This window comes from Pseudomonas sp. 9.2(2024) (assembly GCF_039695385.1).
GTDB lineage: Bacteria > Pseudomonadota > Gammaproteobacteria > Pseudomonadales > Pseudomonadaceae > Aquipseudomonas > Aquipseudomonas paraglycinae.
Genome location: NZ_CP155585.1, coordinates 6,070,429 through 6,094,971 on the forward strand (window position 1 = coordinate 6,070,429; position 24,543 = coordinate 6,094,971).

Here is a 24,543-nt window from a genome sequence, read left to right on the forward strand (position 1 = left end):
GTTAAACCGCGACGTGCATGAAACTCGGTGACTGCGCCAGCGCAAACAGGCTGAACACCCGCCAGTTCTGCTCGCGCCGGAAATAGCCCTTGATGAACTCGCCCTTGGAGCCTTGCCGTTTACTGATCGAGACGGATTCGAAGCTGTCCTGCTCGAAGTGCTGCAGGCCGAAGACTTCATCGACCAGCAACCCGGCAAACACGTCCTGATGCTCTACCACCAGTACCCGCCGCTGTTTGCGCATCGGTGACAGCTCATGGCCGAAGAATCCGCACAGGTCCATGACCGGCAGCAGCCGCCCACGCAGGTTGGCCACGCCCTTGACCCACGGTTTGACGCCCGGCAGCTGGGTGACGCGCAGTTCAGGCAGCACTTCGCTGACTTCGCCCATCGGCGTGACGTACCAGTGCTCGCCCAGACGAAAGCCGATGCCGCTCCAGCGATCCTGGCGCGCCGGTTGCGACGGCAGGTCCGCCGCCAGCAGGCGACAGCGCTGGTCGATCTGCCACAACAGTTCGAACGCGGTCAGCGACTCGCTCATGGCGGCGCGATCAACCGGCCAGCACGTTGTTCAGGGTCTTGATCAGCGTGTCTTCGTCGACCGGTTTGGTCAGGTAGTCCCTGGCGCCCTGGCGGGTGCCCCAGACCTTGTCGGTCTCCTGATCCTTGGTGGTGATGATGATCACCGGGATGTGGCTGGTTTCCGCATCCTTGGTCAGCTGACGGGTAGCCTGAAAGCCGTTGAGGCCGGGCATGACGATGTCCATCAGCACCGCATCGGGTTTTTCCTGGCGGGCCAGGGCCACGCCGTCGGCGCCGTTTTCGGCTTTCAGCACTTCGTGCCCGTGCTTTTCCAGCATGCCGGTGAGTTTGTACATTTCGGTCGGCGAATCATCGACGATCAGGATACGTGCCATGGTCTTCCCCATTTTTCTTGTCGACACCGGGCCCGCTGGCCGAGCGTCTCTGTGCGTGTCTTACTGCGGCAAAGCGGCAGCGAAGCCCGGAACATGGGCCGAAATCGCGTCGAGCAGTTCTTCCTTGCTGAAAGGCTTGGTCAAAAATTGATCGGAACCGACAATCCGCCCCTTGGCCTTGTCGAACAGCCCGTCCCGGGACGACAGCATGATCACCGGCGTGCCCTTGAACGCATTGTTGTTCTTGATTAAAGCGCAGGTCTGATAACCATCCAGACGCGGCATCATGATGTCGACAAAGATGATCCCGGGGTGGTGGTCGGCGATCTTCGCCAGGGCGTCAAAACCGTCGATCGCGGTGATGACTTCGCACCCTGCATTTTTCAACAGGGTCTCGGCGGTGCGACGAATCGTTTTCGAGTCGTCGATCACCATGACCTTCAAGGCGCTGGACTGCTGTTCCATAAGGGGGCTCTACCGTCGCCTTTGCGAATCAATTTGTCCGTTTTGCGATGACTGATGGCTGGAAACCCTTGATGCTCAAGGGCCAGCACGGCTGGGAGCCTTTTTAGCACAGTCTCCAGACGCAATCTATCGACGGGTTTTTCCTTGACCGAAAACCCGCCCGGCGCCACTCTGGCGGCACTTTTTTCATACCGATCCGGTAGCCAATTTTCGAGGAAAACCCAATGAGCGTTCGCGTCGGGATTGTCATGGACCCTATCGCCAGCATTTCCTATAAAAAGGATAGCTCGCTGGCCATGCTGCTGGCGGCGCAAAAGCGCGGCTGGGAACTGTTCTATATGGAACAGAAAGACCTTTATCAGGGTGAAGGCCAGGCACGGGCGCGGATGAAGCCGCTGAAAGTCTTCGCCAACCCGGAAAAATGGTTCGAACTGGGCACCGAGCAGGATTCGCTGCTGAGCGACCTGAACGTGATCCTGATGCGCAAGGATCCGCCGTTCGACATGGAGTTCGTCTACTCCACCTACCTGCTCGAACAGGCCGAAGCCGCCGGGGTGCTGGTGGTCAACAAGCCGCAGAGCCTGCGCGACTGCAACGAAAAACTGTTCGCCACCCTGTTCCCGCAGTGCACGCCGCCGACCGTAGTCAGCCGCCGCGCCGACGTGCTGCGTGAATTCGCCGCCAAACATGGCGACGTGATCCTCAAGCCGCTGGACGGCATGGGTGGCACCTCGATCTTCCGTCATCGCGCCGGCGATCCGAACCTGTCGGTGATCCTGGAAACCCTGACCGCCCTCGGCGCCCAGCAGATCATGGGTCAGGCCTACCTGCCGGCGATCAAGGACGGCGACAAGCGCATCCTGATGATCGACGGCGAGCCGGTGGATTACTGCCTGGCGCGGATTCCGGCCCAGGGCGAAACCCGTGGCAACCTCGCGGCCGGTGGTCGTGGCGAAGCTCGTCCGTTGACCGACAAGGATCGCTGGATCGCCGCCCAGGTCGGCCCGACCTTGCGCGCGAAGGGCCTGCTGTTCGTCGGCCTGGACGTGATCGGCGAGCACCTGACCGAAATCAACGTCACCAGCCCGACCTGCATCCGCGAAATCGACAATGCCTTCGGCACCGACATCGGCAGGATGCTGATGGATGCGATCGAAGGCAAGCTGCAAGCGTCGAGCCGCAAGCCGCAAGCTTAAAGCCAGTGGTGTGCAGCTTGTCGCTTGAGACTTCAAGCTTGCAGCTAAAAACCAACATTGCGTTATCATGCCGAGCCCGTAAAAACGCGATGTTGGTTTTTCTCGAATGACACTTCCGTCCGATCTGCCCGCTGAACTCGCCCATAAAGGCGTGCGCCCGGTCGATCGCCTCGGATTTACCCTGTTTCTCGCGGCGCTGATCCATCTGGCGCTGCTGCTCGGCGTGGGTTTCACCATGGTGGAGCCCAAGCAGATCAGCAAAACCCTGGAAATCACCCTCGCTACCTTCAAGAGCGAAAAGAAGCCGGCGAAGGCCGATTTCCTCGCCCAGGAAAACCAGGAAGGCAGCGGCACCCTCGACAAGAAGGCGATCCCCAAGACCACCGAGGTCGCGCCGTTTCAGGCAAACGAAGTCAAGAAAGTCACCCCGCCGCCCGCCGCCAAGCCGGAAGTGCAGGAAGCCGCGCCCAAGGCGGCCGTGACCACCGTGGCGCCGAAACCGAAAAAGGCGCCGACCAAGAAAGAAGAAGCCAGGACCGAGACCAAACCGACGGTCGACGCCCCGACCTTCGACAGTTCGCAGCTCTCCAGCGACATCGCCAGCCTTGAAGCCGAACTGGCCAACGAACAACAGCTGTACGCCAAGCGCCCGCGTATCCACCGCCTCAGCGCCGCCTCGACCATGCGCGACAAGGGCGCCTGGTACAAGGACGAGTGGCGCAAGAAGGTCGAGCGCATCGGCAACCTCAATTACCCCGACGAAGCCCGGCGCAAGCAGATCTACGGCAATCTGCGCCTGATGGTGTCGATCAACCGCGACGGCTCGCTGTATGAAGTGCTGGTGCTGGAGTCTTCCGGCCAGCCACTGCTGGATCAGGCGGCGCAGCGGATCGTGCGTCTGGCGGCACCGTTTGCACCGTTTACCGGGGACCTGTCGGACATCGACCGACTGGAAATCATCCGCACCTGGAAATTCGCCCGGGGCGACCGGTTGTCCAGTAACTGAGTCGATCTTTTGCCCGCTCCAGCTTGTCAGTTCGCCCCCCGAACGCCACACTAGCGCACATGAAAAACGTCAGCCCCAGCTACCTCAAGCATCACTTCCTGATCGCCATGCCACACATGGCCGACCCGAACTTTGCCCACACCTTGACCTACATCGTCGAGCACACGGCCAATGGCGCCATGGGGCTGGTGGTCAACCGACCGCAAGAGCTGAATCTGGCCGACATCCTCGAACAACTGCGCCCGGACATCGATCCGCCGGCGCTGTGCCAGCATGTGCCGATCTTCATCGGCGGCCCGGTGCAGACCGATCGCGGTTTTGTCCTGCACCCGGCGGGCAAGACGTTCCAGGCTACCGTTGAGCTGGAGGGCGATCTGGCCCTGTCCACCTCGCAGGATGTGCTGTTCGCCATCGCCGACGGCGTGGGCCCGGCCAAAAGCGTCATCACCCTCGGTTATGCCGGTTGGGAAGCCGGTCAGCTGGAGGCCGAACTGGCCGACAACGCCTGGCTGACCTGCCCGTACGACGCCGACATCCTGTTCAACACCAGCAGTGAACTGCGCCTGGAAGCGGCGGCCAAGCATCTGGGAATCAACCTCAGCCTGCTGACCAGCCAGGCAGGACACGCCTGATGGCCCTGCGCCTGATCCTCGGCTTCGACTACGGCACCAAACAGATCGGCGTGGCGGTCGGCCAGGTGATTACCGGCCAGGCCCGCGAACTGTGCACCTTGAAGGCGCAAAACGGTGTGCCGGACTGGAATCAGGTCGAAGCCCTGATAAAGGAATGGAAGCCCGACGCCGTGGTGGTCGGCCTGCCGCTGAACATGGACGGTACGCCCAGCGAGATGTGCGCCCGCGCCGAGAAATTCGCCCGCCGCCTCAACGGCCGCTTCAACCTGCCTTTCTATACCCACGACGAACGCCTGACGACCTTCGAAGCCAAGGGCGAGCGACTGGTGCGCGGTGGGCAGAAAGGCAGCTACCGCGACAACCCGGTGGACGCCATCGCCGCCGCCCTGCTGCTGCAAGGCTGGCTCGACGAAAACACCGCACTATTTGAATCCTGACAAGCGCTACGGCGCTTTTCTTTTGGTTACAACCCGAGCTCCGGTTCGCGAGAACCGGCTCGACCCCAAGAAGGAGCAACCATGAGCCTGCCCAATCCCGCCGATCTTATCAGCCAGATGGCGACCCGCCTCAAGGCGCACCTTGCCCAGCGTGATATCAGCGAACCGCGTTACATCGGCATCCGCACCGGCGGCGTCTGGGTCGCCCAGGCCCTGCTCAAAGAGCTGGGCAGCGACGCGCCATTGGGCACGCTGGATGTTTCCTTCTACCGCGACGACTTCAGCCAGAACGGCCTGCACCCGCAGGTGCGCCCGTCCGCCCTGCCCTTCGAAATCGAAGGCCAGCATCTGGTGCTGATCGACGACGTACTGATGAGCGGCCGGACCATCCGCGCCGCCATGAACGAACTGTTCGACTACGGCCGCCCGGCCAGCGTGACGCTGGTCTGCCTGCTGGACCTGGACGCCGGCGAATTGCCGATCCGCCCGAACGTGGTCGGCGCGACCCTGTCGCTGGCCGCCCACGAGCGGGTCAAGCTGTCCGGGCCGGAGCTGGCCCTCGAACTGCAAGACCTTGCCCTTTAATCCGCCCTATTGAGAGTCCCCCTCGCGATGACGCCTCTAGATACCAAGCGCCCGCTGCAGCTCAATGATCAGGGCCAGCTGCGCCACTTCCTCTCGCTCGACGGCCTGCGCCGCGAGTTGCTGACGGAAATCCTCGACACCGCCGACTCGTTCCTCGAAGTCGGCGCCCGGGCCGTGAAGAAGGTCCCGTTGCTGCGCGGCAAGACCGTGTGCAACGTGTTCTTCGAAAACTCGACCCGCACCCGCACCACCTTCGAACTGGCGGCCCAGCGACTGTCGGCGGACGTGATCACCCTGAACGTGTCGACTTCGTCGGCCAGCAAGGGCGAAACCCTGCTCGACACCCTGCGCAACCTGGAAGCCATGGCCGCCGACATGTTCGTCGTGCGCCACGGTGACTCGGGCGCCGCGCACTTCATCGCCGAGCATGTCTGCCCGCAAGTGGCGATCATCAACGGCGGCGACGGCCGGCACGCGCACCCGACCCAAGGCATGCTCGACATGCTGACCATCCGCCGTCACAAGGGCGGTTTCGAGAACCTCTCGGTGGCCATCGTCGGCGACATCCTGCACTCGCGGGTGGCGCGCTCGAACATGCTCGCCCTGAAGACCCTCGGTTGCCCGGACATCCGCGTGATCGCACCGAAAACCCTGCTGCCGATCGGCATCGAGCAATACGGCGTGAAGGTCTACACCGACATGACCGAAGGCCTGAAAGACGTCGACGTGGTGATCATGCTGCGCCTGCAGCGTGAGCGCATGACTGGCGGTCTGCTGCCGAGCGAAGGCGAGTTCTACCGCCTGTTCGGCCTGACCACCGCGCGCCTGGCAGGCGCCAAGCCCGATTGCATCGTCATGCACCCGGGGCCGATCAACCGTGGTGTGGAAATCGAGTCGGCGGTGGCCGACGGCCCGCACTCGGTGATTCTCAATCAAGTCACTTACGGCATCGCGATCCGTATGGCCGTGCTGTCGATGGCCATGAGCGGACAAACAGCGCAGCGTCAATTCGAGCAGGAGAACGCCCAGTGAAGCTCAGCATTCTCGGCGCCCGCGTCATTGATCCAAGCAGCGGCCTGGATCAAATCACTGATATTCACGTTGAAGCCTGCAAGATCGTCGCCCTCGGCGCCGCACCGGCCGGTTTCACCGCCGTCGAAACCATTGATGCCCAAGGTCTTGTCGCCGCTCCAGGCCTCGTAGACCTGAACGTCGCCCTGCGCGAGCCGGGCTACAGCCGCAAAGGCACCATCGCCAGCGAAACCCGCGCGGCTGCGGCCGGCGGCGTGACCAGCCTGTGCTGCCCGCCGAAAACCAGACCGGTACTCGACACCTCGGCCGTGGCCGAACTGATCCTCGACCGCGCCCGCGAGGCCGGCAACACCAAGGTGTTCCCGATCGGCGCGCTGAGCAAAGGTCTGGATGGTGAACAACTGGCCGAGCTGGTCGCCCTGCGCGACGCCGGTTGCGTAGCGTTCGGCAACGGTCTGGAGAGTTTCCGCAACACCCGCACCCTGTGCCGGGCGCTGGATTACGCGGCGACCTTCGACCTGACGGTGATCTTCAACTCGCAGGATCACGACCTGGCCGACGGCGGCCTGGCCCACGAAGGCGCCACCGCCAGCTTCCTCGGCCTGCCGGGCATCCCGGAAACCGCTGAAACCGTGGCGCTGGCCCGGGATCTGCTGCTGGTCGAGCAGACCGGCGTGCGTGCGCACTTCAGCCAGCTGACCAGCGCTCGCGGCGTGGCCCTGATCGCTCAGGCCCAGGCCCGTGGCTTGAAAGTCACGGCAGATGTCGCCCTGTATCAGCTGATCCTGACGGACGAAGCGCTGATCGACTTCAGCAGCCTGTATCACGTGCAACCGCCGCTGCGCACCCGCGCCGACCGCGATGGTCTGCGCGAGGCGGTGAAGTCCGGCGTGGTCTCGGCGATTTCCAGCCATCACCAGCCCCATGAACGCGATGCCAAACTGGCACCGTTCGGCGCGACCGAGCCCGGCATCAGCAGCGTCGAGCTGTTGCTGCCGCTGGCGATGACGCTGGTCGAGGATGGTCTGCTGGATCTGCCGACCCTGCTGGCCCGCCTGAGCGCCGGCCCGGCCGAGGCCCTGCGCCTGCCGGCGGGTAAACTGGCGGTGGGTGGCGCGGCAGATATCGTGCTGTTCGATCCGAAGGCTTCGACCGTTGCCGGCGAAACCTGGCTGTCGAAGGGCGAGAACTGCCCGTTCCTCGGCCATAGCCTGCCGGGCGTGGTGCGTTACACGCTGGTGGATGGCCGGATCAGCCACCAGGCGTAACAAAAATGGCGAGGGAGCCAGCTCCCTCGCCATCACTTACTGAAAGGCGCCCCGACCTTCGGCGTTACGCACCGACACCTGATCGTTCAGCGTCCAGAAGTCATACAGCACCCCCAGAAAGAACAACCCGCCGGTCAGCAGGTACAGCAAACCTGTGATCCACTTGCCCTGATACATCCGGTGCACGCCGAACGCGCCGAGGAAGGTCAGCAGAATCCACGCCACGTTGTATTCAATAGGGCCCGCCACGAAACGCAGGTCGGCTTCTCGATCCATCGCCGGGATCAGGAACACGTCGATCAGCCAGCCGATCCCCAGCAACCCGAAGGTGAAAAACCAGATCGTGCCGGTCACCGGCTTGCCGTAATAGAAACGGTGTGAGCCTGTGAAACCGAAAATCCACAACAGGTAGCCGATCACCTTGCTATGGGTGTCTTTTTCCTTCACACGGGGCAGTTGATAGCCGTTCATTAAGACCTCGATTCACGCGATAGATAAATATTCTTTAATTCTTTGTGACTTTTTTACAGGTAGCCGACGTATGGCAAATGCTACCGTGTCTCCCGTCAAAGCCTTATAGCACCGGAGTTCTGTCCGACAATTGCGTCTTTTTGCCGCTTATTTGGTTCCGTTGGCACCCGATTGAATCGACCAACGGCCTCGGAAGTGACAAAAAAGCTGTTATAAAGTTGCGCGCTAACACACCAAGAGCCCTGCCTAATGCGTCCATTTTTCAAGACATGGCTAACCATTTGCCTATTAATGCCACTGGCCGCCCACGCCACCAATCGTGAGCAACGTCTTCCAAACGTTAACGGTTTCACCCCTAAATCCCATGCCTCTGCTCCTTCGAACAAAGGCAAACAGGTCAAACACACCACGCTGAGCAGCAACGGCCGCAGCAAGCTGGTGCCACCGATGGCGACCAAGGAAAGCAGCAACGTCCTGAGTCGCGCGGTAAACGTCCTCGGTACACCCTACCGTTGGGGCGGCAGCAGCCCGAGTAAAGGCTTCGACTGCAGCGGTCTGGTGAAGTACGCGTTCAACGACGCCACGTTCGACCTGCCACGCACCTCGAACGCCATGGCCAGCGGTCACGGCGAGAAAGTCGAACGCAAGGACCTGAAGCCGGGCGACCTGATTTTCTTCAACATCAAGAGCCGTCGGGTCAATCACGTTGCCATCTACCTGGGCAACGACCGTTTCATCCATGCGCCACGGCGCGGCAAGTCGGTGAGCATCGACACACTGAACAAGCCGTACTGGGAAAAGCATTACGTGGTGGCCAAACGCGTATTGCCGAAAGAACAGGGGCAGATGCGCGTCGTTCAGCGCTGAGCTAGTTCGTTTGACGCTCCGCGTCTCAAAGCGGACGCAGAGCGTCCATTGAGGCATTCCCACGCAGAGCGTGGGAACGATCAAAATCGCAGCCCACGGGCTGCGATTTTTTTTGCCTAGAAGTTATCCGGCGTACGCGCCTTTTCCCGCGCATGCTCGCGGCTGATCAAGCCCTTGGTCACCAGATCCTTCAGGCACATGTCGAGTGTCTGCATCCCCAGCGACCCGCCGGTCTGTATCGCCGAGTACATCTGCGCCACCTTGTCCTCACGGATCAGGTTACGGATCGCCGACGTCCCCAGCATGATCTCATGCGCCGCCACCCGGCCACCGCCGATCTTCTTGATCAGCGTCTGCGACACCACCGCCAGCAAGGACTCCGAAAGCATCGAGCGCACCATGGATTTTTCGTCCCCGGGGAACACGTCCACCACCCGGTCGATGGTCTTGGCTGCCGACGTGGTGTGCAAGGTGCCGAACACCAGGTGCCCGGTTTCGGCGGCGGTGAGTGCCAAGCGGATGGTTTCCAGATCACGCATCTCGCCCACGAGGATCACGTCCGGGTCTTCGCGTAGCGCTGAACGCAATGCGGTGGCGAAACTGCGGGTATCGCGATGGACTTCGCGCTGATTGATCAGGCATTTGCGCGATTCGTGGACGAATTCGATCGGATCTTCGATGGTCAGGATGTGGTGATGACGATGGGTGTTGAGGTAATCGATCATTGCCGCCAGCGTCGTCGACTTGCCGGAGCCGGTCGGCCCGGTCACCAGCACCAGCCCGCGCGGCGCATCGGTGATCTTGCGAAAGACGTCGCCCATGGCCAGGTCTTCCATGGTCAGCACTTTTGACGGGATGGTCCGGAACACCGCCCCGGCGCCCCGGTTCTGGTTGAAGGCATTGACCCGAAAGCGCGCCACGCCGGGGACTTCGAAGGAAAAGTCGGTCTCCAGATGTTTCTCGAAGTCCACCCGCTGGGTGTCGTTCATGATGTCGTAGATCAGCTCGTGCACCTGTTTGTGATCCAGCGCCGGCAGATTGATCCGCCGTACATCGCCATCCACGCGGATCATCGGCGGCAGACCGGCCGACAGGTGCAGGTCGGAAGCGCCCTGTTTGGCGCTGAAGGCCAGCAGTTCAGTGATATCCATAGCGTCCCTCAATTCCAGTAGAATGCCGCGAACCTTCAGACCGCTGGCGCCTCTTGATGTCCACGATAGCAGACAACATTCTCCAGGTTAGTTCGCGTATTCATGCCGCCACCGCTGCCGCCGGACGCGATGAAAACAGCGTCCAGCTGCTGGCCGTGAGCAAGACCAAACCGGCCGAAGCCCTGCGCGAAGCGTACGCCGCCGGCCTGCGCGACTTTGGCGAGAACTACCTGCAAGAGGCCTTGGGCAAACAGCTCGAACTGGCCGACCTGCCCTTGATCTGGCACTTCATCGGCCCCATTCAGTCGAACAAGACCCGCTCGATCGCCGAGCATTTCGCCTGGGTGCACTCCGTGGATCGTCTGAAAATCGCCCAACGCCTGTCCGAACAACGCCCGGCGCATCTGCCGCCACTGAACATCTGCATTCAGGTCAACGTCAGCGGTGAGGCCAGCAAGTCCGGCTGCACGCCGCAAGACCTGCCGGCGCTGGCCCAGGCCATCAGCGCCCTGCCACGCCTGAAGCTGCGCGGGTTGATGGCGATTCCCGAACCGACTGAAGATCGCGCCGAGCAGGATGCTGCATTCGCCGCCGTTCAGAAGTTGCAGGCCAGCCTCGATCTGCCGCTCGACACACTTTCCATGGGCATGAGCCACGACCTCGAGTCGGCCATTGCCCAGGGCGCGACCTGGGTCCGTATCGGTACGGCCCTGTTCGGCGCCCGCGACTATTCCCAATCTTGAACATTTCCAGATAAGGACCTGACATGAGCAACACACGTATTGCCTTTATCGGTGCCGGCAACATGGCCGCCAGCCTGATCGGCGGCCTGCGGGCCAAGGGTCTGGAAGCTGCACACATTCGCGCCAGCGATCCGGGTGAAGAAACCCGCGCCAAAGTCAGCGCCGAACACGGCATCGAAACCTTCGCCGACAACGCCCAGGCCATCGACGGTGCCGACGTTGTCGTGCTGGCGGTCAAGCCACAAGCCATGAAGCTTGTGTGCGAAGCGATTCGCCCAAGCCTGAAACCGAATCAACTGGTGGTCTCTATTGCCGCTGGCATCACCTGCGCCAGCATGACTGCATGGCTGGGTGAGCAGCCGATCGTGCGCTGCATGCCGAACACCCCGGCACTGCTGCGTCAGGGCGTGAGCGGCCTGTATGCCACCAGCGCAGTGAGCGCCGAACAACGCCAACAGGCTGAAGAACTGCTGTCCGCTGTGGGCATCGCCCTGTGGCTGAACGAAGAGCAGCAACTGGACGCGGTCACCGCCGTTTCCGGTTCCGGCCCGGCGTACTTCTTCCTGCTTATCGAAGCCATGACCGCCGCCGGCGTCAAACTCGGCCTGCCGAAGGAAACCGCCGAGCAGCTGACTTTGCAGACCGCTCTGGGCGCCGCGCACATGGCGGTGTCCAGCGACGTCGACGCCGCCGAACTGCGCCGCCGCGTGACCTCGCCAGCGGGCACCACGGAAGCTGCGATCAAATCGTTCCAGGCCGGAGGCTTCGAAGCCCTGGTGGAAAAAGCACTCGGCGCCGCCGCGCACCGCTCGGCCGAAATGGCCGAACAACTGGGCATATAAGGAGCCTTACATGATTGGATTGAACACCGCAGCGGTCTACGTGCTGCAAACCCTTGGCAGCCTGTACCTGCTGATCGTGCTGCTGCGCTTCGTCCTGCAACTGGTGCGGGCGAACTTCTACAACCCGCTGTGCCAGTTTGTGGTCAAGGCCACGCAGCCGCTGCTCAAGCCACTGCGCCGGATCATCCCGAGCCTGTTCGGCCTCGACATGTCGTCGCTGGTATTGGCGATTCTCGTGCAACTGGCGCTGATGGCGCTGACCCTGCTGCTGACCTATGGCACTACCGGTAACCCGCTGCAACTGCTGATCTGGTCGCTGATCGGCGTGACGGCGCTGTTCCTGAAGATTTTCTTCTGGGCCATGATCATCAGCATCATCCTGTCCTGGGTCGCACCGGGCAGCCACAATCCGGGCGCCGAACTGGTGAACCAGATCTGCGAACCGGCCCTGGCGCCGTTCCGCCGCATCCTGCCGAACCTCGGTGGTCTGGACCTGTCGCCGATCTTCGCCTTCCTCGTGCTGAAGCTGATCGACATGCTGGTGATCAACAACCTCGCGGCGATGACGATGATGCCGGAAATCCTGCGCCTGCTGATGTGAGCTGGTTTCGCTGGGACGGTGACGACCTGATTCTGGAATGTCACCTGCAACCGGCCGCCCGCAGCGATGATTTCTGCGGGCTGCACGGTGATCGCCTGAAGATCCGCCTGACCGCGCCGCCGGTCGAGGGCAAGGCCAATGCCTATCTGATGGGGTTTCTGGCCAAGGCTTTTGGGGTTTCCAAAAGCCAGGTCAGTTTGCTCAGCGGCGAGTTGAACCGGCAGAAGCGGGTGAAGATCTGCTCGCCGAAGAAGTTGCCGGATCTGCCCGGACTAGTCAGCTGATCGTTCCCACGCTCTGCGTGGGAATGCATGCCGGGACGCTCCGCGTCCCCCGCCGAAGCGGACGCGGAGCGTCCAATGAGGCGTTCCCACGCGGAGCGTGGGAACGAGCGCAAATCAGGCCTGATCGTTGCTTGCCGCTAACCCCACCGGTCTTTAGACTTACGCCTCATTTCAACGAGAGCAGGGTCGATGCCAGCTGCCTTTCCCCCCGATTCTGTTGGTCTGGTGACGCCGCAAACGGCGCACTTCAGCGAACCGCTGGCCCTGGCCTGCGGCCGTTCGCTGGCCGATTATGACCTGATCTACGAAACCTACGGCACGCTGAACGCGCAAGCGAGCAACGCCGTGCTGATCTGCCACGCCTTGTCCGGCCACCACCACGCTGCGGGTTATCACAGCGTCGACGACCGCAAGCCCGGTTGGTGGGACAGCTGCATCGGCCCCGGCAAACCGATCGACACCAACAAGTTCTTCGTGGTCAGCCTGAACAACCTCGGCGGTTGCAACGGCTCCACCGGCCCGAGCAGCCTCAATCCGGAAACCGGCAAGCCGTTCGGCGCCGACTTCCCGGTGCTGACCGTGGAAGACTGGGTGCACAGCCAGGCACGCCTGGCCGACCTGCTCGGCATCGGCCAGTGGGCCGCGGTGATCGGCGGCAGCCTGGGCGGCATGCAGGCGCTGCAATGGACCATCACGTATCCGGATCGCGTTCGCCACTGCCTGGCCATCGCCTCGGCCCCGAAGCTGTCGGCGCAGAACATCGCCTTCAACGAAGTGGCGCGCCAGGCGATCCTCACCGACCCGGAATTCCACGGCGGCTCGTTCCAGGAACAGGGCGTGATCCCCAAACGCGGCCTGATGCTAGCGCGGATGGTCGGACACATCACGTATCTGTCCGACGACTCCATGGGCGAGAAATTCGGCCGTGGCCTGAAGAGCGAAAAGCTCAACTACGACTTCCACAGTGTCGAGTTCCAGGTCGAAAGCTACCTGCGCTATCAGGGCGAAGAGTTCTCCGGGCGCTTCGATGCCAACACTTATCTGTTGATGACCAAGGCGCTGGACTACTTCGATCCGGCAGCGAACTTCAACGATAACCTGGCGAAAACCTTCGAAGGTGCAAAAGCCAGGTTCTGCGTGATGTCGTTTACCACCGACTGGCGTTTCTCCCCGGCCCGCTCGCGGGAACTGGTGGATGCGCTTATGGCTGCGCGCAAGGACGTCAGCTACCTGGAAATCGACGCGCCGCAGGGCCACGACGCCTTCCTGATTCCGATCCCGCGTTATTTGCAGGCGTTCGGCAATTACATGAACCGCATTACGTTGTGAGAAAGCCATGAGAGCTGATCTGGAAATCATCCAGGAATGGATCCCCGCCGGCAGCCGCGTGCTCGACCTCGGCTGCGGTGACGGCGAGTTGCTGACCTGGCTGCGCGACCACAAGCAGGTCACCGGCTACGGCTTGGAAAACGACGCCGACAACATCGCGCAGTGCGTGGCCAAGGGCGTCAACGTCATCGAGCAGGATCTGGACAAGGGCCTGGGCAACTTCGCCAGCAACAGCTTCGACATCGTGGTGATGACCCAGGCCCTGCAAGCCGTGCACTACCCGGACAAGATCCTCGACGAAATGCTGCGGGTCGGTCGCCAGTGCATCATCACCTTCCCGAATTTCGGTCACTGGCGCTGCCGCTGGTACCTGGCGAGCAAAGGCCGGATGCCGGTGTCGGAATTTCTGCCGTACACCTGGTACAACACGCCGAACATCCACTTCTGCACCTTCGAAGACTTTGAAGAACTTTGTCGCGAACGTGAGGCGAAGGTCATTGATCGGCTTGCCGTGGATCAACAGCACCGCCACGGGTGGGCCAGTAAGCTATGGCCTAATCTGTTAGGTGAGATCGGTATCTACCGCGTCAGCAGCCCAGGGCTTGCGGATCACAGAATCGCGGTCTGAACCACGACATTGCGAGGAGAACGAACATGGGACGCTTGATTACCGCGCTATTGGCCGCCTGCCTGAGCCTGTCGGCCGTGGCCGCCGATGCCATCAAGGGCGAACGCAAGGAAGTGTTCGGTGATGTCACCGTGCATTACAACACCTTCAACTCGACCTTCCTGACGCCGGACATCGCCAAGGCTGCCGAGCTGATCCGCAGCAAGAACCAGGGCGTGATCAATGTCTCGGTGATCAAGGACGGCAAACCGCTGATCGCCCAGGTCACCGGCACCGTCAAGGATCTGACCAGTCAGAGCGTGCCGCTGACTTTCCGCCAGATCACCGAACAGGGCGCGATCTACTACATCGCCCAATACCCGGTGGAGCAGCAGGAAACCCGCACCTTTGAAATCAAGGTGCAGACCGGCGACAAGATCAACACCCTCAATTTCAACCAAGAGCTTTTCCCTGGCCAATGATCAATCTCAAGCAACTCGTACTGGCCAGCCATAACGCCGGCAAACTCAAGGAACTCCAGGCCATGCTCGGCGATTCGGTGCAACTGCGCTCGATCGGCGAATTCAGCAGTGTGGAGCCGGAAGAAACCGGTCTGTCGTTCGTCGAGAACGCGATCCTCAAGGCGCGCAATGCCGCTCGCATTTCCGGGCTGCCGGCGCTGGCCGACGATTCGGGGCTGGCGGTGGATTTCCTCGGCGGTGCGCCGGGCATCTACTCGGCGCGCTACGCCGACGGCAAGGGCGACGCGGCGAACAACGCCAAACTGCTAGACGCCTTGAAGGATGTGCCTGAAACCGAGCGCGGCGCGCAGTTCGTCTGCGTGCTGGCGCTGGTGCGTCACGCCGACGATCCGCTGCCGATCCTCTGCGAAGGTCTGTGGCACGGGCGCATACTGACCGCTGCCAGCGGTGAGCACGGTTTCGGCTACGACCCACTGTTCTGGGTGCCGGAGCGTAACGTGTCCAGCGCCGAGCTGAGCCCGAGCGACAAGAACCAGATCAGCCACCGCGCCCGTGCAATGGATCTGCTGCGCCAGCGTCTGGGCTTGAAATGACCGATAGCTCCTGCGCGTCGTCGCTGATTATCGGCGGCGCCGCCTCCTCGCCTCGGGCGCCGTTGCCGACGCTGCCGCCCTTGGCGCTGTACATCCACATCCCGTGGTGTGTGCGCAAATGCCCCTATTGCGACTTCAACTCCCACACCGCCAGCCCGGTGCTGCCGGAGCAGGAATACGTCGACGCGATGCTGGCCGACCTTGATCAGGATCTGCACGCGGTGTACGGCCGTGAGTTGAGTTCGATCTTCTTTGGCGGCGGCACGCCGAGCCTGTTCAGTGCCGAAGCCCTTGGTCGCTTGCTGGAAGGCGTCAAACAACGCATCCCGTTTGCCGATGACATCGAAATCACCCTGGAAGCCAACCCCGGAACTTTCGAGCAAGAAAAGTTCGTCGCCTACCGCAAACTGGGGATCAATCGCCTGTCGATCGGCATCCAGAGCTTCCAGCAGGAAAAGCTCAAGGCTCTCGGCCGTATCCACAATGGCGATGAAGCCGTGCGGGCGGCAGGCATGGCGCGCCAGGCCGGGTTCGATAACTTCAACCTCGACTTGATGCACGGCTTGCCGGACCAGTCGCTGGAAGATGCCCTGAGCGATCTGCGCCAGGCGATCGAGCTGAAGCCGACGCACATTTCCTGGTATCAGCTGACACTGGAGCCGAACACCGTGTTCTGGAACCAGCCGCCGGTGCTGCCGGAAGACGACACGCTGTGGGACATTCAAGAGGCCGGACAGGCGCTGCTGGCCGAGCACGGTTACGCGCAGTACGAAGTTTCGGCCTACGCGCAACCGGGTCGCCCGGCGCGGCACAACCTGAATTACTGGAGCTTCGGCGACTTCATCGGCATCGGCGCCGGCGCCCACGGCAAGCTCAGCCATCCGGACGGGCGCATCGTGCGCACCTGGAAGACGCGCCTGCCGAAGGACTACCTCAACCCGGCCAAAAGCTTCCAGGCCGGCGAGAAAGCCCTGACCAACGACGAGATGCCGTTCGAATTCCTGATGAACGCCCTGCGCCTGACCGCCGGCGTCGAATCGCGCCTGTACCCGGAGCGCACCGGCCTGCCGCTGGAGAGCCTCGACGAACACCGGCGCGAGGCCGAACAAAGCGGTCTGTTGCAGGTCGAACCGTCACGTCTGGCGGCCACCGAGCGCGGACAACTGTTCCTCAACGACTTGCTGCAGAAATTTCTGAGCTGACCGCTCTTAAGGAAACCGCATGGATTTGATACTCGACCTGCTCGCCACCGTGTCCCGCTGGAGTCGCAGCAACCTCTCGGAAATCGCTCTGGCCCTGGTGGGTTGCCTGCTGGTGCTGTTCGGCGCTGACTTCAAAGGCTGGGTCGAGCAACGCCTGGGCAGCATCGCCGGCGCTCTGCGCGTGCCGCTGATGGCCCTGCTGTGCCTGATCGGCAGCGGCGCAGCACTGATCTACGCGACGCCGTGGGTAGTGAAGGGGCTGAGCCAGTTCAACAACTACAGCCTGGCGCCGGTGTTGTTGGTGGTGCTGGTGTTGATTGGCGTGGTCGCCGACCGCCGCTGATCTCCAAGTGCTCGTTCCCACGCTCCGCGTGGGAATGCAGCCCGGGACGCTCTGCGTCCCTGAAGCGGACGCGGAGCGTCCATTGAGGCATTCCCACGCAGACGGTTCGACGCCTCGACGTGGGAACGATCACTGCGCAGTACTTACGACTGTTTTTCGAACTTCAGATCCCACACGCCATGCCCAAGACGTTCGCCGCGGCGTTCGAACTTGGTGATCGGGCGTTCGGCCGGACGCGGTACGCACTTGCCGTCTTCGGCGAGGTTGCGATAGCCCGGGGCGACGTTCATCACTTCCAGCATGTATTCGGCGTACGGCTCCCAGTCGGTGGCCATGTGCAGAATGCCGCCGACTTTCAGCTTGCTGCGCACCAGTTCAGCGAAGGACGCCTGAACGATGCGGCGCTTGTGGTGGCGGCTCTTGTGCCACGGATCCGGGAAGAACAGCATCAGGCGATCGAGGCTGTTGTCGGCGATGCAGCGGTTGAGCACTTCGATCGCGTCGCAGTCGTAGACCCGCAGGTTGGTCAGGCCCTGAGTCAGCACGCCGTTGAGCAGCGCGCCGACACCCGGACGGTGAACCTCGACACCGATGAAATCCTGTTCCGGCGCAGCGGCGGCCATTTCCAGCAGCGAGTGGCCCATGCCGAAACCGATCTCCAGCGAACGCGGCGCGGAACGGCCGAACACCTGGTCGTAATCCACCGGCGCATCGGCCAGCGGCAGGACGAACTTCGGCGCGCCCTGATCCAGGCCGCGCTGCTGGCCTTCGGTCATGCGCCCGGCGCGCATCACGAAACTCTTGATGCGGCGGTGTTGGCGCTCGTCGCCTTCTTCCGTCTGGATTGGCGTGTCGTTCGATTCAGTCATCAATAGCTCTTACTTGATCAGACCATCCAGCGGCGAAGAGGCGCTGGCATAGAGTTTTTTCGGCATGCGGCCGGCGAGGTAGGCCAGGCGGCCCGCGACGATCGCGTGTTTCATGGCTTCGGCCATCATGATCGGCTGCTGGGCGTGGGCGATGGCCGAGTTCATCAGCACGGCGTCACAGCCCAGTTCCATCGAGATGGTCGCGTCGGAAGCGGTGCCGACACCGGCATCCACCAGCACCGGGATCTTGGCTTCTTCGAGGATGATCTGCAGGTTGTACGGATTGCAGATCCCCAGGCCCGAACCGATCAGACCGGCCAGCGGCATGACCGCGATGCAGCCGATTTCCGCCAGTTGCCGGGCGATGATCGGGTCATCACTGGTGTAAACCATCACGTCGAAGCCTTCCTTGACCAGCACTTCGGCGGCCTTGAGGGTTTCGATCACGTTGGGGAACAGGGTTTTCTGGTCGGCCAGCACTTCCAGCTTCACCAGATTGTGGCCGTCGAGCAGCTCACGGGCCAGGCGGCAGGTGCGCACGGCTTCGACCGCGTCGTAGCAACCGGCGGTGTTCGGCAGGAAGGTGTAGCGATCCGGCGACAGCACTTCGAGCAGGTTCGGCTCGCCTTCGATCTGGCCCAGATTGGTGCGGCGCACGGCGAAGGTGACGATCTCGGCACCCGAGGCTTCGATGGCCAGGCGGGTTTCTTCCATGTCACGGTACTTGCCGGTACCGACCAGCAAACGCGACTGGTAAGTACGACCGGCCAGAACGAAAGGCTTGTCGCTACGAACGATGCTCATGGGGAATCCTCTGTTGGGGTGAGGGTCTTGCAGAATTCTCGGCCCATGCAGGCCTGGCGATCAGCCGCCGCCGATCGCGTGCACGACTTCGACATTGTCGCCGTCGTTCAAAGTGGTGTCGGCATGCTGGCTGCGCGGGACGATATCCAGATTGAGTTCGACCGCGACGCGGCGTCCGGTCAGATCCAGACGCGTCAGCAGGGCCGCAACGGTTTCACCGTCGGGCAGTTCAAAGGATTCACCGTTCAACTGAATGCGCATGCGCAACGCCGCCATCACTTTTTAGGGGGTGGCATTCTAGCCCGATCATGACCTAAAGGTCAGCACCAAGCGTCAAGCGGTTGGGTGCAGGCGCCAGGCGGCGAGTCCGAGGCATAGCCAGCCGATCAGGAACGCCAGGCCGCCGAACGGGGTGATGATGCCGAGCTTGCTGATGCCGAGGGTGGTCAGCAGGTACAGACTGCCGGAGAACAGCAGAATACCGACGGTGAACGAGATGCCGGCCCAGGCGACCAGACGCCCCTGAAGCTGCGTCGCCAGCAGCGCCACGCCGAACAGCGCCAGCGCGTGCACCAGTTGATAGGTGACGCCGGTGTGGAAGATCGCCAGATACTCCGGGGTCAGGCGGTTTTTCAGGCCATGGGCGGCGAATGCGCCGAGGCCGACACCGGTGAAACCAAAGAAGGCGGCCAGCATCAGAAAGCTACGCAGCATGTAGAACTCCAGTCAGACTCGATCGGCAGGGTCTGTATAATGGCCCGCTCAAACGGTTCGGCCAAGCCATCTCTATGCTGCGTTTATTTCTCCGTCGTTTCACGAAGGCCCTGCTCTGGTTCGCGGGCGGCAGCGTATTGCTGGTGTTGGTGTTTCGCTTTGTGCCGCCACCGTTCACGGCGCTGATGGTCGAGCGCAAGATCGAATCCTGGGTCGACGGCGAGCCGATCGATCTGCAACGCACCTGGAAACCGTGGGACGAGATCTCCGATGACCTGAAGGTCGCGGTGATTGCCGGCGAAGACCAGAAATTCCCCGAGCACTGGGGTTTTGACCTGAGTGCGATCAAGGCCGCACTGGCCCACAACGAACTCGGCGGTTCGATTCGCGGCGCCAGCACTTTGAGCCAGCAAGTGTCGAAGAACCTGTTTTTGTGGTCTGGCCGCAGTTATCTGCGCAAAGGGCTGGAAGCGTGGTTTACCGCGCTGATCGAAGTGTTCTGGCCCAAGCAGCGGATTCTCGAGGTGTACCTGAACAGCGTCGAGTGGGATGACGGCGTGTTTGGTGCCGAAGCGGCGGCAAGGCATCACTTTGGCGTAGGCGCCAGGTCGCTGTCCCGGCAACAGGCGAGCTATCTGGCGGCTGTGCTGCCGAATCCGCGGGTCTGGAGCGCCAGTCATCCGACCGCTTATGTGTCGCGTCGGGCCGGCTGGATTCGCCAGCAAATGAGCCAGCTGGGTGGCGACAGCTATTTGTTGACACTCAATGATTCGCGCCGCGCGCCCTGGGCCCAATGACTGCCTGACAGGCAAACAAAAACGCCCCGATCATCACTGATCGGGGCGTTTTTTATTGCCGGACTGCCGGTTATGCGGCAATCGACAACTTGAGCTTGTTCATCGCGCTCTTCTCGAGCTGACGGATCCGCTCGGCCGACACGTTGTACTTCTGCGCCAGGTCGTGCAGCGTGGCTTTCTCTTCTGCCAGCCAGCGCTGGTAGAGGATGTCGCGACTGCGTTCGTCCAGCACTTCCAGCGCTTCGTGCAGGTTGTGATTGGAGTTGTCGCTCCAGTCGGCATCTTCCAGTTGACGGGCCGGGTCGTACCGGTGGTCTTCCAGGTAGTTGGCCGGCGACTGGAAAGCGCTGTCGTCGTCTGCTTCCGCAGCCGGGTCGAAGGCCATGTCATGGCCGGTCAGGCGACTTTCCATCTCACGCACTTCACGCGGCTCGACGCCGAGGCTTTCCGCCACACGGTGGACTTCCTCGTTGTTCAGCCAGGCAAGACGTTTCTTCTGGCTGCGCAGGTTGAAGAACAGCTTGCGCTGGGCCTTGGTGGTCGCGACCTTCACGATCCGCCAGTTGCGCAGGATGAACTCGTGAATCTCGGCCTTGATCCAGTGCACCGCAAAGGACACCAGACGCACGCCCATTTCCGGGTTGAAACGCTTCACGGCCTTCATCAGGCCGACGTTACCTTCCTGGATCAGGTCAGCCTGAGCCAGACCGTAGCCGGAATAGCTACGGGCGATGTGTACGACAAACCGCAGGTGGGCGAGCACCATCTGCCGAGCCGCCCCCAGATCCTGCTCATAGTAGAGACTCTCGGCCAGTTCACGCTCCTGCTCCGGCGTCAGCAATGGAATGCTGTTGACGGTGTGCACGTAGGCTTCCAGGTTTGCGCCTGGAACCAATGCATACGCAGGTTGCAAAGAATTGGACATACGGAAAAACCTCCGACTTACATACTCATGCTTTTCAGCATTGCGAAAAATTGACCGGAAACTCAAATGAAAGTTTCCTTAACCACTGAAAGGTCAATCACGCGCAAAAAAGATTCTACTTCGGCGCCAGCTCCCTGAGATGACGTGCGACTGCAATCCATGCACCGATATAACCCAACAGCACCGCGCCAAGCAAGAGCGACAGACCATCGGCAACTGGCACTCCAGCCAGTGCGAAATCACTGCCGTACAAGCCGGCCAGCCCGACCACCGCGTCGTTCAGCCAATTCAGGCCGAACGCCAAAACACCCCAGGACAGCAGACCCGCACCGAAGCCATACAGCGCGCCCATATAAAGAAAGGGACGACGCACATAGCTGTCGGTGCCGCCGACGAGTTTAATCACTTCTATCTCGGTGCGGCGGTTTTCAATATGAAGACGAATGGTATTGCCTATCACCAGAAGTAATGCGGAAACCAGCAACACCGTCAGACCGAACACGAAACGGTCGCCGAGCTTGAGGATGGCGGCCAGACGCTCGACCCAGACTAGATCAAGTTGCGCCTGTTGTACCTTGGGCAGCTCGGAAAGTTTTTGTCTTAATGCTTCCAGGGTCGACTTGTCGACCTCGTTCGGCGTCACCAGTACCACGCCCGGCAGCGGGTTTTCCGGCAGCTCGCGCAGGGCTTCGCCCAAGCCGGACTGCTGCTGGAACTCTTCCAGCGCCTGGTCGCGGCCGACATATTCAGCATCAGCTACGCCCGGCATGCCTTTGATCTGATCACGTAACGCTTCGCCCTGAGCCGGACTGGCCTCGAGCTCCAGGTACAGCGAGATCTGCGCCGCGCGCTGCCACGAGCCGCCCAGGCGCTCGACATTGTTCAGCAACAACGAAAGGCCCATCGGCAGACTCAGCGCAACTGCCATCACCATGCAGGTGAAGAAGCTGCCGATCGGCTGCTTGCCGAGACGGCGCAGGCTGTCGATCCAGCTGGCGCGATGGCTTTCGATCCAGGCACGGAACAACGTGGCGAAATCCGGGCCGTCGTCATCGTCGTGCTTTTTCTTCTTTGGCGGTTGCGGATCGGCGGCCTTCGGGGCCACGCGCTCGGAAACCTTCGGACTGCGTGTTGCACTCATACGCCGGCCTCCCCGTCGCCGATCAATCGGCCGCGTTGCAGGGTCAGCATGCGATGGCGCATGCGCGCGATCAGCGCCAGGTCGTGACTGGCGATCAGCACGCTGGTGCCCAGACGGTTGATGTCTTCGAACACGCCCATGATCTCGGCCGCCAGACGCGGGTCGAGGTTACCGGTCGGTTCGTCCGCCAGCAGCAGGGCCGGACGGTGAACGATGGCCCGGGCAATGCCGACGCGCTGTTGCTGACCGGTGGACAGGTCGCCCGGATACAGCTCGGCCTTGTCCGACAGCGCCACGCGCTCCAGCGCCGAGTCGACGCGCTTGGCGATCTCGACCTTGGACAGCCCGAGAATCTGCAACGGCAGCGCGACGTTGTTGAACACCGTGCGATCGAACAGCAGTTGATGGTTCTGGAACACCACCCCGATCTGCCGACGCAGGAACGGAATCTGCGCATTGCTGATGGTGCTCAGGTCCTGCCCGGCCAGCAGCAGTTTGCCGCTGGTCGGACGCTCCATCGCCAGCAACAGGCGCAACAACGTGGATTTACCGGCACCGGAGTGGCCGGTGACAAACAGGAACTCGCCGCGACGGACTCGAAAGCTCAGCTCATGCAAGCCGACGTGACCGTTCGGGTAGCGCTTACCGACCTGTTCGAAACGAATCATGAACGCTCCCGCTCGGCAAACAGTGCCTGGACAAAGGGTTCGGCTTCAAAGGTACGCAGATCGTCGATGCCTTCACCGACGCCGATGTAGCGGATCGGCAGGCCGAACTGCTTGGCCAGGGCGAAAATCACCCCGCCCTTGGCGGTGCCGTCGAGCTTGGTCAGCGCCAGGCCGGTCAGTTCGACGGTCTGGTTGAATTGCTTGGCCTGGTTGATGGCGTTCTGGCCGGTGCCGGCGTCGAGTACCAGCAGCACTTCGTGCGGCGCATCGGCGTCGAGCTTGCCGATCACCCGGCGAACCTTCTTCAGCTCTTCCATCAGGTTGTCTTTGGTGTGCAGACGACCGGCGGTGTCGGCGATCAGCACGTCGATGCCACGGGCCTTGGCGGCCTGCACGGCGTCGAAGATCACTGAAGCCGAGTCCGCGCCCGTGTGCTGGGCAATCACCGGAATCTTGTTGCGCTCGCCCCAGACCTGCAACTGCTCGACAGCCGCGGCACGGAAGGTGTCACCGGCAGCGAGCATGACTTTCTTGCCTTCCAGCTGCAGTTTTTTCGCCAGTTTGCCGATGGTGGTGGTCTTGCCGGCGCCGTTGACGCCGACCACCAGAATCACGAACGGCTTGTTCTGGGAAGCGATCTTCAGCGGCCGCTCGACCGGTTTGAGCATTGCGGCCAGCTCGGCCTGCAGGGATTTGTACAGGGCGTCGGAATCGGCCAGCTCTTTACGTGCGACCTTCTGGGTCAGACGCTGGATGATCACCGAAGTCGCCTCGACGCCGACGTCGGCCGTCAGCAGGCGGGTTTCGAGGTCGTCGAGCAGATCGTCATCGATGGCTTTCTTGCCGAGGAACAGGCTGGCCATGCCCTCGCCGATGCTGGCACTGGTCTTGGACAGGCCTTGCTTGAGACGGGCAAAGAAGCCGGCCTTGGTTTCTTCGGTGCGCGGGGCCTCGACCGGGGTTTCAACCTGGATTTCCACAGGAGCGACTGGCGCGACTGGCGCTACGGCGACCGGTGCAGGTGCAGGTGCAGGTGCAGGTGCAGGTGCAGGTGCAGGTGCAGGTGCAGGTGCAGGTGCAGGCTCGGGCGCTTCGACAATCGGGGCAACCGGAGCAACCACAGGTTCTGGAATGACCGGAGCAGCTTCCACCACCGGCGCCTGAACAGGCTCGGGGGCGAACGCAACCGGCGCAGGAATCAGCGGCGTAACGTGCGGCGCAGCCTCTTCAACCAGCGCCACCGGCTCTTCCGCCACTGGCAAGGTCAGCCACGGCTCGCTGGCCGGGGTCAGCGGCAACTCAGCGGCAGCCGGCGCTTCAGGCTCGGCCTCGACCACTGGTTGCAGCACCGGCTCGGCGATCGGCAGCACAACCGGTGCCGGCGCTTCTTCTATTACCGGAGCGGGCGCGGGGGCCGGCTCAGGAATGGCAGTCGGCTGTTCGACGACGGGTTCCTGCGGTTTCTTGCGCAGCCATCCGAACAGGCTTTTCTTCTCGCCAGCCGCAGCTGGGGTCTTCTTGTCGTCGTTGGAACCAAACATGGAGGACGGCTATCTCACGGTAGCGACGCGC

General features: G+C 62.0%; 32 protein-coding genes. 19 read left to right on the plus strand and 13 right to left on the minus strand.

Annotated features, from left to right (window positions below; genetic code table 11):
- Window position 1: 1 nt before the first annotated feature.
- Genes ABFB52_RS27455 through pilG form a run of 3 tightly spaced genes read right to left on the minus strand, consistent with a single transcriptional unit; the run spans window position 2 to window position 1,382 of the window.
- Window positions 2–541 carry a chemotaxis protein CheW gene (locus ABFB52_RS27455; RefSeq protein WP_007953327.1) on the minus strand — a complete coding sequence of 180 codons (540 nt, stop codon included), beginning with the start codon at window positions 539–541 and terminating at the stop codon, window positions 2–4.
- A gap of 10 nt (window positions 542–551) precedes the next feature.
- A complete protein-coding gene (gene pilH / locus ABFB52_RS27460) occupies window positions 552–917 on the minus strand; it encodes a twitching motility response regulator PilH (RefSeq protein ID WP_011336365.1) in 366 nt (121 codons plus the stop codon).
- Between the two features lie 60 nt (window positions 918–977).
- Complete coding sequence (gene pilG / locus ABFB52_RS27465; protein WP_007953330.1) at window positions 978–1,382, minus strand: twitching motility response regulator PilG; 405 nt, start codon at window positions 1,380–1,382, stop codon at window positions 978–980.
- A 224-nt stretch (window positions 1,383–1,606) separates the two neighbouring features.
- Here pilG and gshB point away from each other — a divergent pair, with 224 nt between their 5' ends.
- The 7 genes from gshB (at window position 1,607) to ABFB52_RS27500 (ending at window position 7,538) form a co-directional block, all read left to right on the plus strand.
- A complete protein-coding gene (gshB, locus tag ABFB52_RS27470; protein WP_129972241.1) occupies window positions 1,607–2,578 on the plus strand; it encodes a glutathione synthase in 972 nt (323 codons plus the stop codon).
- Window positions 2,579–2,684: 106 nt separating this feature from the next.
- On the plus strand, window positions 2,685–3,584 hold the full coding sequence (locus tag ABFB52_RS27475) for an energy transducer TonB (protein ID WP_039767939.1): 900 nt from the start codon (window positions 2,685–2,687) through the stop codon (window positions 3,582–3,584).
- A gap of 59 nt (window positions 3,585–3,643) precedes the next feature.
- Entirely contained in the window at window positions 3,644–4,216 is a 573-nt protein-coding gene (locus tag ABFB52_RS27480) for a YqgE/AlgH family protein (RefSeq protein WP_039767938.1), read from the plus strand.
- The gene (gene ruvX, locus ABFB52_RS27485) at window positions 4,216–4,653 is read left to right on the plus strand and encodes a Holliday junction resolvase RuvX (protein ID WP_007953334.1); all 438 of its coding nucleotides are present in this window, start codon (window positions 4,216–4,218) and stop codon (window positions 4,651–4,653) included. Before ABFB52_RS27480 ends, ruvX begins: the two co-directional genes overlap by 1 nt.
- Window positions 4,654–4,734: 81 nt before the next feature.
- The gene (gene pyrR / locus ABFB52_RS27490) at window positions 4,735–5,238 is read left to right on the plus strand and encodes a bifunctional pyr operon transcriptional regulator/uracil phosphoribosyltransferase PyrR (protein ID WP_039767937.1); all 504 of its coding nucleotides are present in this window, start codon (window positions 4,735–4,737) and stop codon (window positions 5,236–5,238) included.
- Between the two features lie 27 nt (window positions 5,239–5,265).
- The gene (locus ABFB52_RS27495; RefSeq protein ID WP_007913665.1) at window positions 5,266–6,270 is read left to right on the plus strand and encodes an aspartate carbamoyltransferase catalytic subunit; all 1,005 of its coding nucleotides are present in this window, start codon (window positions 5,266–5,268) and stop codon (window positions 6,268–6,270) included.
- Entirely contained in the window at window positions 6,267–7,538 is a 1,272-nt protein-coding gene (locus tag ABFB52_RS27500; protein ID WP_085746690.1) for a dihydroorotase, read from the plus strand. Before ABFB52_RS27495 ends, ABFB52_RS27500 begins: the two co-directional genes overlap by 4 nt.
- A gap of 36 nt (window positions 7,539–7,574) precedes the next feature.
- On the opposite strand, the gene ABFB52_RS27505 is transcribed toward ABFB52_RS27500, so the two are convergent.
- Window positions 7,575–8,009 (minus strand): TM2 domain-containing protein, encoded by a 435-nt coding sequence (locus ABFB52_RS27505; RefSeq protein WP_102716719.1) that lies wholly within the window; start codon window positions 8,007–8,009, stop codon window positions 7,575–7,577.
- Window positions 8,010–8,258: 249 nt separating this feature from the next.
- Between ABFB52_RS27505 and ABFB52_RS27510 the strand changes: the two genes are divergently transcribed.
- Window positions 8,259–8,876 (plus strand): C40 family peptidase, encoded by a 618-nt coding sequence (locus ABFB52_RS27510; protein ID WP_007953345.1) that lies wholly within the window; start codon window positions 8,259–8,261, stop codon window positions 8,874–8,876.
- Window positions 8,877–8,992: 116 nt separating this feature from the next.
- Here the strand turns inward: ABFB52_RS27510 and ABFB52_RS27515 are convergent, their stop codons facing one another.
- Window positions 8,993–10,027 (minus strand): type IV pilus twitching motility protein PilT, encoded by a 1,035-nt coding sequence (locus tag ABFB52_RS27515; protein ID WP_039767934.1) that lies wholly within the window; start codon window positions 10,025–10,027, stop codon window positions 8,993–8,995.
- Between the two features lie 56 nt (window positions 10,028–10,083).
- On the opposite strand from ABFB52_RS27515, the gene ABFB52_RS27520 reads away from it, so the two are divergent.
- The 10 genes from ABFB52_RS27520 to ABFB52_RS27565 all read left to right on the plus strand — a co-directional run bounded on the left by ABFB52_RS27520 (window position 10,084) and on the right by ABFB52_RS27565 (window position 17,053).
- Window positions 10,084–10,770: a YggS family pyridoxal phosphate-dependent enzyme gene (locus ABFB52_RS27520; protein ID WP_129972243.1), complete on the plus strand. Its 687-nt coding sequence runs from the start codon at window positions 10,084–10,086 to the stop codon at window positions 10,768–10,770.
- A 23-nt stretch (window positions 10,771–10,793) separates the two neighbouring features.
- Window positions 10,794–11,612 (plus strand): pyrroline-5-carboxylate reductase, encoded by an 819-nt coding sequence (gene proC / locus ABFB52_RS27525; RefSeq protein WP_129972244.1) that lies wholly within the window; start codon window positions 10,794–10,796, stop codon window positions 11,610–11,612.
- A gap of 10 nt (window positions 11,613–11,622) precedes the next feature.
- A complete protein-coding gene (locus ABFB52_RS27530; protein ID WP_011336374.1) occupies window positions 11,623–12,213 on the plus strand; it encodes a YggT family protein in 591 nt (196 codons plus the stop codon).
- Window positions 12,210–12,497: a DUF167 domain-containing protein gene (locus tag ABFB52_RS27535; RefSeq protein WP_039767931.1), complete on the plus strand. Its 288-nt coding sequence runs from the start codon at window positions 12,210–12,212 to the stop codon at window positions 12,495–12,497. The genes ABFB52_RS27530 and ABFB52_RS27535 overlap by 4 nt, the downstream gene beginning before the upstream one ends.
- Before the next feature lie 189 nt (window positions 12,498–12,686).
- Window positions 12,687–13,826 carry a homoserine O-acetyltransferase gene (locus ABFB52_RS27540; RefSeq protein ID WP_007953360.1) on the plus strand — a complete coding sequence of 380 codons (1,140 nt, stop codon included), beginning with the start codon at window positions 12,687–12,689 and terminating at the stop codon, window positions 13,824–13,826.
- A 7-nt stretch (window positions 13,827–13,833) separates the two neighbouring features.
- Entirely contained in the window at window positions 13,834–14,454 is a 621-nt protein-coding gene (metW, locus tag ABFB52_RS27545) for a methionine biosynthesis protein MetW (RefSeq protein ID WP_007953362.1), read from the plus strand.
- Window positions 14,455–14,480: 26 nt separating this feature from the next.
- Window positions 14,481–14,915 (plus strand): DUF4426 domain-containing protein, encoded by a 435-nt coding sequence (locus tag ABFB52_RS27550; protein ID WP_011336378.1) that lies wholly within the window; start codon window positions 14,481–14,483, stop codon window positions 14,913–14,915.
- Window positions 14,912–15,508 (plus strand): RdgB/HAM1 family non-canonical purine NTP pyrophosphatase, encoded by a 597-nt coding sequence (gene rdgB / locus ABFB52_RS27555; RefSeq protein WP_129972245.1) that lies wholly within the window; start codon window positions 14,912–14,914, stop codon window positions 15,506–15,508. The genes ABFB52_RS27550 and rdgB overlap by 4 nt, the downstream gene beginning before the upstream one ends.
- Complete coding sequence (gene hemW, locus ABFB52_RS27560; protein WP_102685780.1) at window positions 15,505–16,710, plus strand: radical SAM family heme chaperone HemW; 1,206 nt, start codon at window positions 15,505–15,507, stop codon at window positions 16,708–16,710. The genes rdgB and hemW overlap by 4 nt, the downstream gene beginning before the upstream one ends.
- A 19-nt stretch (window positions 16,711–16,729) precedes the next feature.
- Window positions 16,730–17,053 carry a DUF3392 domain-containing protein gene (locus ABFB52_RS27565; protein ID WP_074690154.1) on the plus strand — a complete coding sequence of 108 codons (324 nt, stop codon included), beginning with the start codon at window positions 16,730–16,732 and terminating at the stop codon, window positions 17,051–17,053.
- A gap of 143 nt (window positions 17,054–17,196) precedes the next feature.
- Here the strand turns inward: ABFB52_RS27565 and trmB are convergent, their stop codons facing one another.
- The 4 genes from trmB to ABFB52_RS27585 all read right to left on the minus strand — a co-directional run bounded on the left by trmB (window position 17,197) and on the right by ABFB52_RS27585 (window position 19,440).
- The gene (gene trmB, locus ABFB52_RS27570; RefSeq protein ID WP_039767926.1) at window positions 17,197–17,922 is read right to left on the minus strand and encodes a tRNA (guanosine(46)-N7)-methyltransferase TrmB; all 726 of its coding nucleotides are present in this window, start codon (window positions 17,920–17,922) and stop codon (window positions 17,197–17,199) included.
- Between the two features lie 9 nt (window positions 17,923–17,931).
- Window positions 17,932–18,726 carry a thiazole synthase gene (locus tag ABFB52_RS27575; protein ID WP_007953385.1) on the minus strand — a complete coding sequence of 265 codons (795 nt, stop codon included), beginning with the start codon at window positions 18,724–18,726 and terminating at the stop codon, window positions 17,932–17,934.
- Window positions 18,727–18,786: 60 nt separating this feature from the next.
- On the minus strand, window positions 18,787–18,987 hold the full coding sequence (gene thiS, locus ABFB52_RS27580) for a sulfur carrier protein ThiS (RefSeq protein ID WP_007953386.1): 201 nt from the start codon (window positions 18,985–18,987) through the stop codon (window positions 18,787–18,789).
- A gap of 72 nt (window positions 18,988–19,059) precedes the next feature.
- Entirely contained in the window at window positions 19,060–19,440 is a 381-nt protein-coding gene (locus ABFB52_RS27585) for a DUF423 domain-containing protein (RefSeq protein WP_129972247.1), read from the minus strand.
- Window positions 19,441–19,514: 74 nt separating this feature from the next.
- Here ABFB52_RS27585 and mtgA point away from each other — a divergent pair, with 74 nt between their 5' ends.
- Window positions 19,515–20,237: a monofunctional biosynthetic peptidoglycan transglycosylase gene (gene mtgA, locus ABFB52_RS27590; RefSeq protein WP_085611980.1), complete on the plus strand. Its 723-nt coding sequence runs from the start codon at window positions 19,515–19,517 to the stop codon at window positions 20,235–20,237.
- A gap of 70 nt (window positions 20,238–20,307) precedes the next feature.
- Here the strand turns inward: mtgA and rpoH are convergent, their stop codons facing one another.
- From rpoH to ftsY, 4 genes are all read right to left on the minus strand, one after another.
- Entirely contained in the window at window positions 20,308–21,162 is an 855-nt protein-coding gene (rpoH, locus tag ABFB52_RS27595) for an RNA polymerase sigma factor RpoH (RefSeq protein ID WP_007953393.1), read from the minus strand.
- 115 nt (window positions 21,163–21,277) lie between these two features.
- Window positions 21,278–22,303, minus strand: coding sequence for a permease-like cell division protein FtsX (gene ftsX, locus ABFB52_RS27600; protein WP_085746696.1), 1,026 nt, complete (start codon window positions 22,301–22,303; stop codon window positions 21,278–21,280).
- Entirely contained in the window at window positions 22,300–22,971 is a 672-nt protein-coding gene (ftsE, locus tag ABFB52_RS27605) for a cell division ATP-binding protein FtsE (protein WP_007953396.1), read from the minus strand. The genes ftsX and ftsE overlap by 4 nt, the downstream gene beginning before the upstream one ends.
- Window positions 22,968–24,512, minus strand: coding sequence for a signal recognition particle-docking protein FtsY (gene ftsY / locus ABFB52_RS27610; RefSeq protein WP_346836111.1), 1,545 nt, complete (start codon window positions 24,510–24,512; stop codon window positions 22,968–22,970). The genes ftsE and ftsY overlap by 4 nt, the downstream gene beginning before the upstream one ends.
- Between the last annotated feature and the right edge of the window lie 31 nt (window positions 24,513–24,543).

Coding starts and splice junctions, on each gene's coding strand:
- ABFB52_RS27575 (WP_007953385.1), bottom strand. CDS start 18,726: ATGAGCATCGTTCGTAGCGACAAGCCTTTCGTTCTGGCCGGTCGTACT.
- ABFB52_RS27495 (WP_007913665.1), top strand. CDS start 5,266: ATGACGCCTCTAGATACCAAGCGCCCGCTGCAGCTCAATGATCAGGGC.
- ABFB52_RS27550 (WP_011336378.1), top strand. CDS start 14,481: ATGGGACGCTTGATTACCGCGCTATTGGCCGCCTGCCTGAGCCTGTCG.
- ftsE (WP_007953396.1), bottom strand. CDS start 22,971: ATGATTCGTTTCGAACAGGTCGGTAAGCGCTACCCGAACGGTCACGTC.
- ABFB52_RS27540 (WP_007953360.1), top strand. CDS start 12,687: ATGCCAGCTGCCTTTCCCCCCGATTCTGTTGGTCTGGTGACGCCGCAA.
- pyrR (WP_039767937.1), top strand. CDS start 4,735: ATGAGCCTGCCCAATCCCGCCGATCTTATCAGCCAGATGGCGACCCGC.
- metW (WP_007953362.1), top strand. CDS start 13,834: ATGAGAGCTGATCTGGAAATCATCCAGGAATGGATCCCCGCCGGCAGC.
- trmB (WP_039767926.1), bottom strand. CDS start 17,922: ATGACTGAATCGAACGACACGCCAATCCAGACGGAAGAAGGCGACGAG.
- mtgA (WP_085611980.1), top strand. CDS start 19,515: ATGCTGCGTTTATTTCTCCGTCGTTTCACGAAGGCCCTGCTCTGGTTC.
- ABFB52_RS27585 (WP_129972247.1), bottom strand. CDS start 19,440: ATGCTGCGTAGCTTTCTGATGCTGGCCGCCTTCTTTGGTTTCACCGGT.
- ABFB52_RS27520 (WP_129972243.1), top strand. CDS start 10,084: ATGTCCACGATAGCAGACAACATTCTCCAGGTTAGTTCGCGTATTCAT.
- ABFB52_RS27505 (WP_102716719.1), bottom strand. CDS start 8,009: ATGAACGGCTATCAACTGCCCCGTGTGAAGGAAAAAGACACCCATAGC.
- ftsX (WP_085746696.1), bottom strand. CDS start 22,303: ATGAGTGCAACACGCAGTCCGAAGGTTTCCGAGCGCGTGGCCCCGAAG.
- ABFB52_RS27530 (WP_011336374.1), top strand. CDS start 11,623: ATGATTGGATTGAACACCGCAGCGGTCTACGTGCTGCAAACCCTTGGC.
- ABFB52_RS27510 (WP_007953345.1), top strand. CDS start 8,259: ATGCGTCCATTTTTCAAGACATGGCTAACCATTTGCCTATTAATGCCA.
- gshB (WP_129972241.1), top strand. CDS start 1,607: ATGAGCGTTCGCGTCGGGATTGTCATGGACCCTATCGCCAGCATTTCC.
- pilH (WP_011336365.1), bottom strand. CDS start 917: ATGGCACGTATCCTGATCGTCGATGATTCGCCGACCGAAATGTACAAA.
- ftsY (WP_346836111.1), bottom strand. CDS start 24,512: ATGTTTGGTTCCAACGACGACAAGAAGACCCCAGCTGCGGCTGGCGAG.
- ruvX (WP_007953334.1), top strand. CDS start 4,216: ATGGCCCTGCGCCTGATCCTCGGCTTCGACTACGGCACCAAACAGATC.
- ABFB52_RS27480 (WP_039767938.1), top strand. CDS start 3,644: ATGAAAAACGTCAGCCCCAGCTACCTCAAGCATCACTTCCTGATCGCC.
- proC (WP_129972244.1), top strand. CDS start 10,794: ATGAGCAACACACGTATTGCCTTTATCGGTGCCGGCAACATGGCCGCC.
- ABFB52_RS27475 (WP_039767939.1), top strand. CDS start 2,685: ATGACACTTCCGTCCGATCTGCCCGCTGAACTCGCCCATAAAGGCGTG.
- hemW (WP_102685780.1), top strand. CDS start 15,505: ATGACCGATAGCTCCTGCGCGTCGTCGCTGATTATCGGCGGCGCCGCC.
- rpoH (WP_007953393.1), bottom strand. CDS start 21,162: ATGTCCAATTCTTTGCAACCTGCGTATGCATTGGTTCCAGGCGCAAAC.
- ABFB52_RS27515 (WP_039767934.1), bottom strand. CDS start 10,027: ATGGATATCACTGAACTGCTGGCCTTCAGCGCCAAACAGGGCGCTTCC.
- ABFB52_RS27455 (WP_007953327.1), bottom strand. CDS start 541: ATGAGCGAGTCGCTGACCGCGTTCGAACTGTTGTGGCAGATCGACCAG.
- ABFB52_RS27565 (WP_074690154.1), top strand. CDS start 16,730: ATGGATTTGATACTCGACCTGCTCGCCACCGTGTCCCGCTGGAGTCGC.
- thiS (WP_007953386.1), bottom strand. CDS start 18,987: ATGCGCATTCAGTTGAACGGTGAATCCTTTGAACTGCCCGACGGTGAA.
- rdgB (WP_129972245.1), top strand. CDS start 14,912: ATGATCAATCTCAAGCAACTCGTACTGGCCAGCCATAACGCCGGCAAA.
- pilG (WP_007953330.1), bottom strand. CDS start 1,382: ATGGAACAGCAGTCCAGCGCCTTGAAGGTCATGGTGATCGACGACTCG.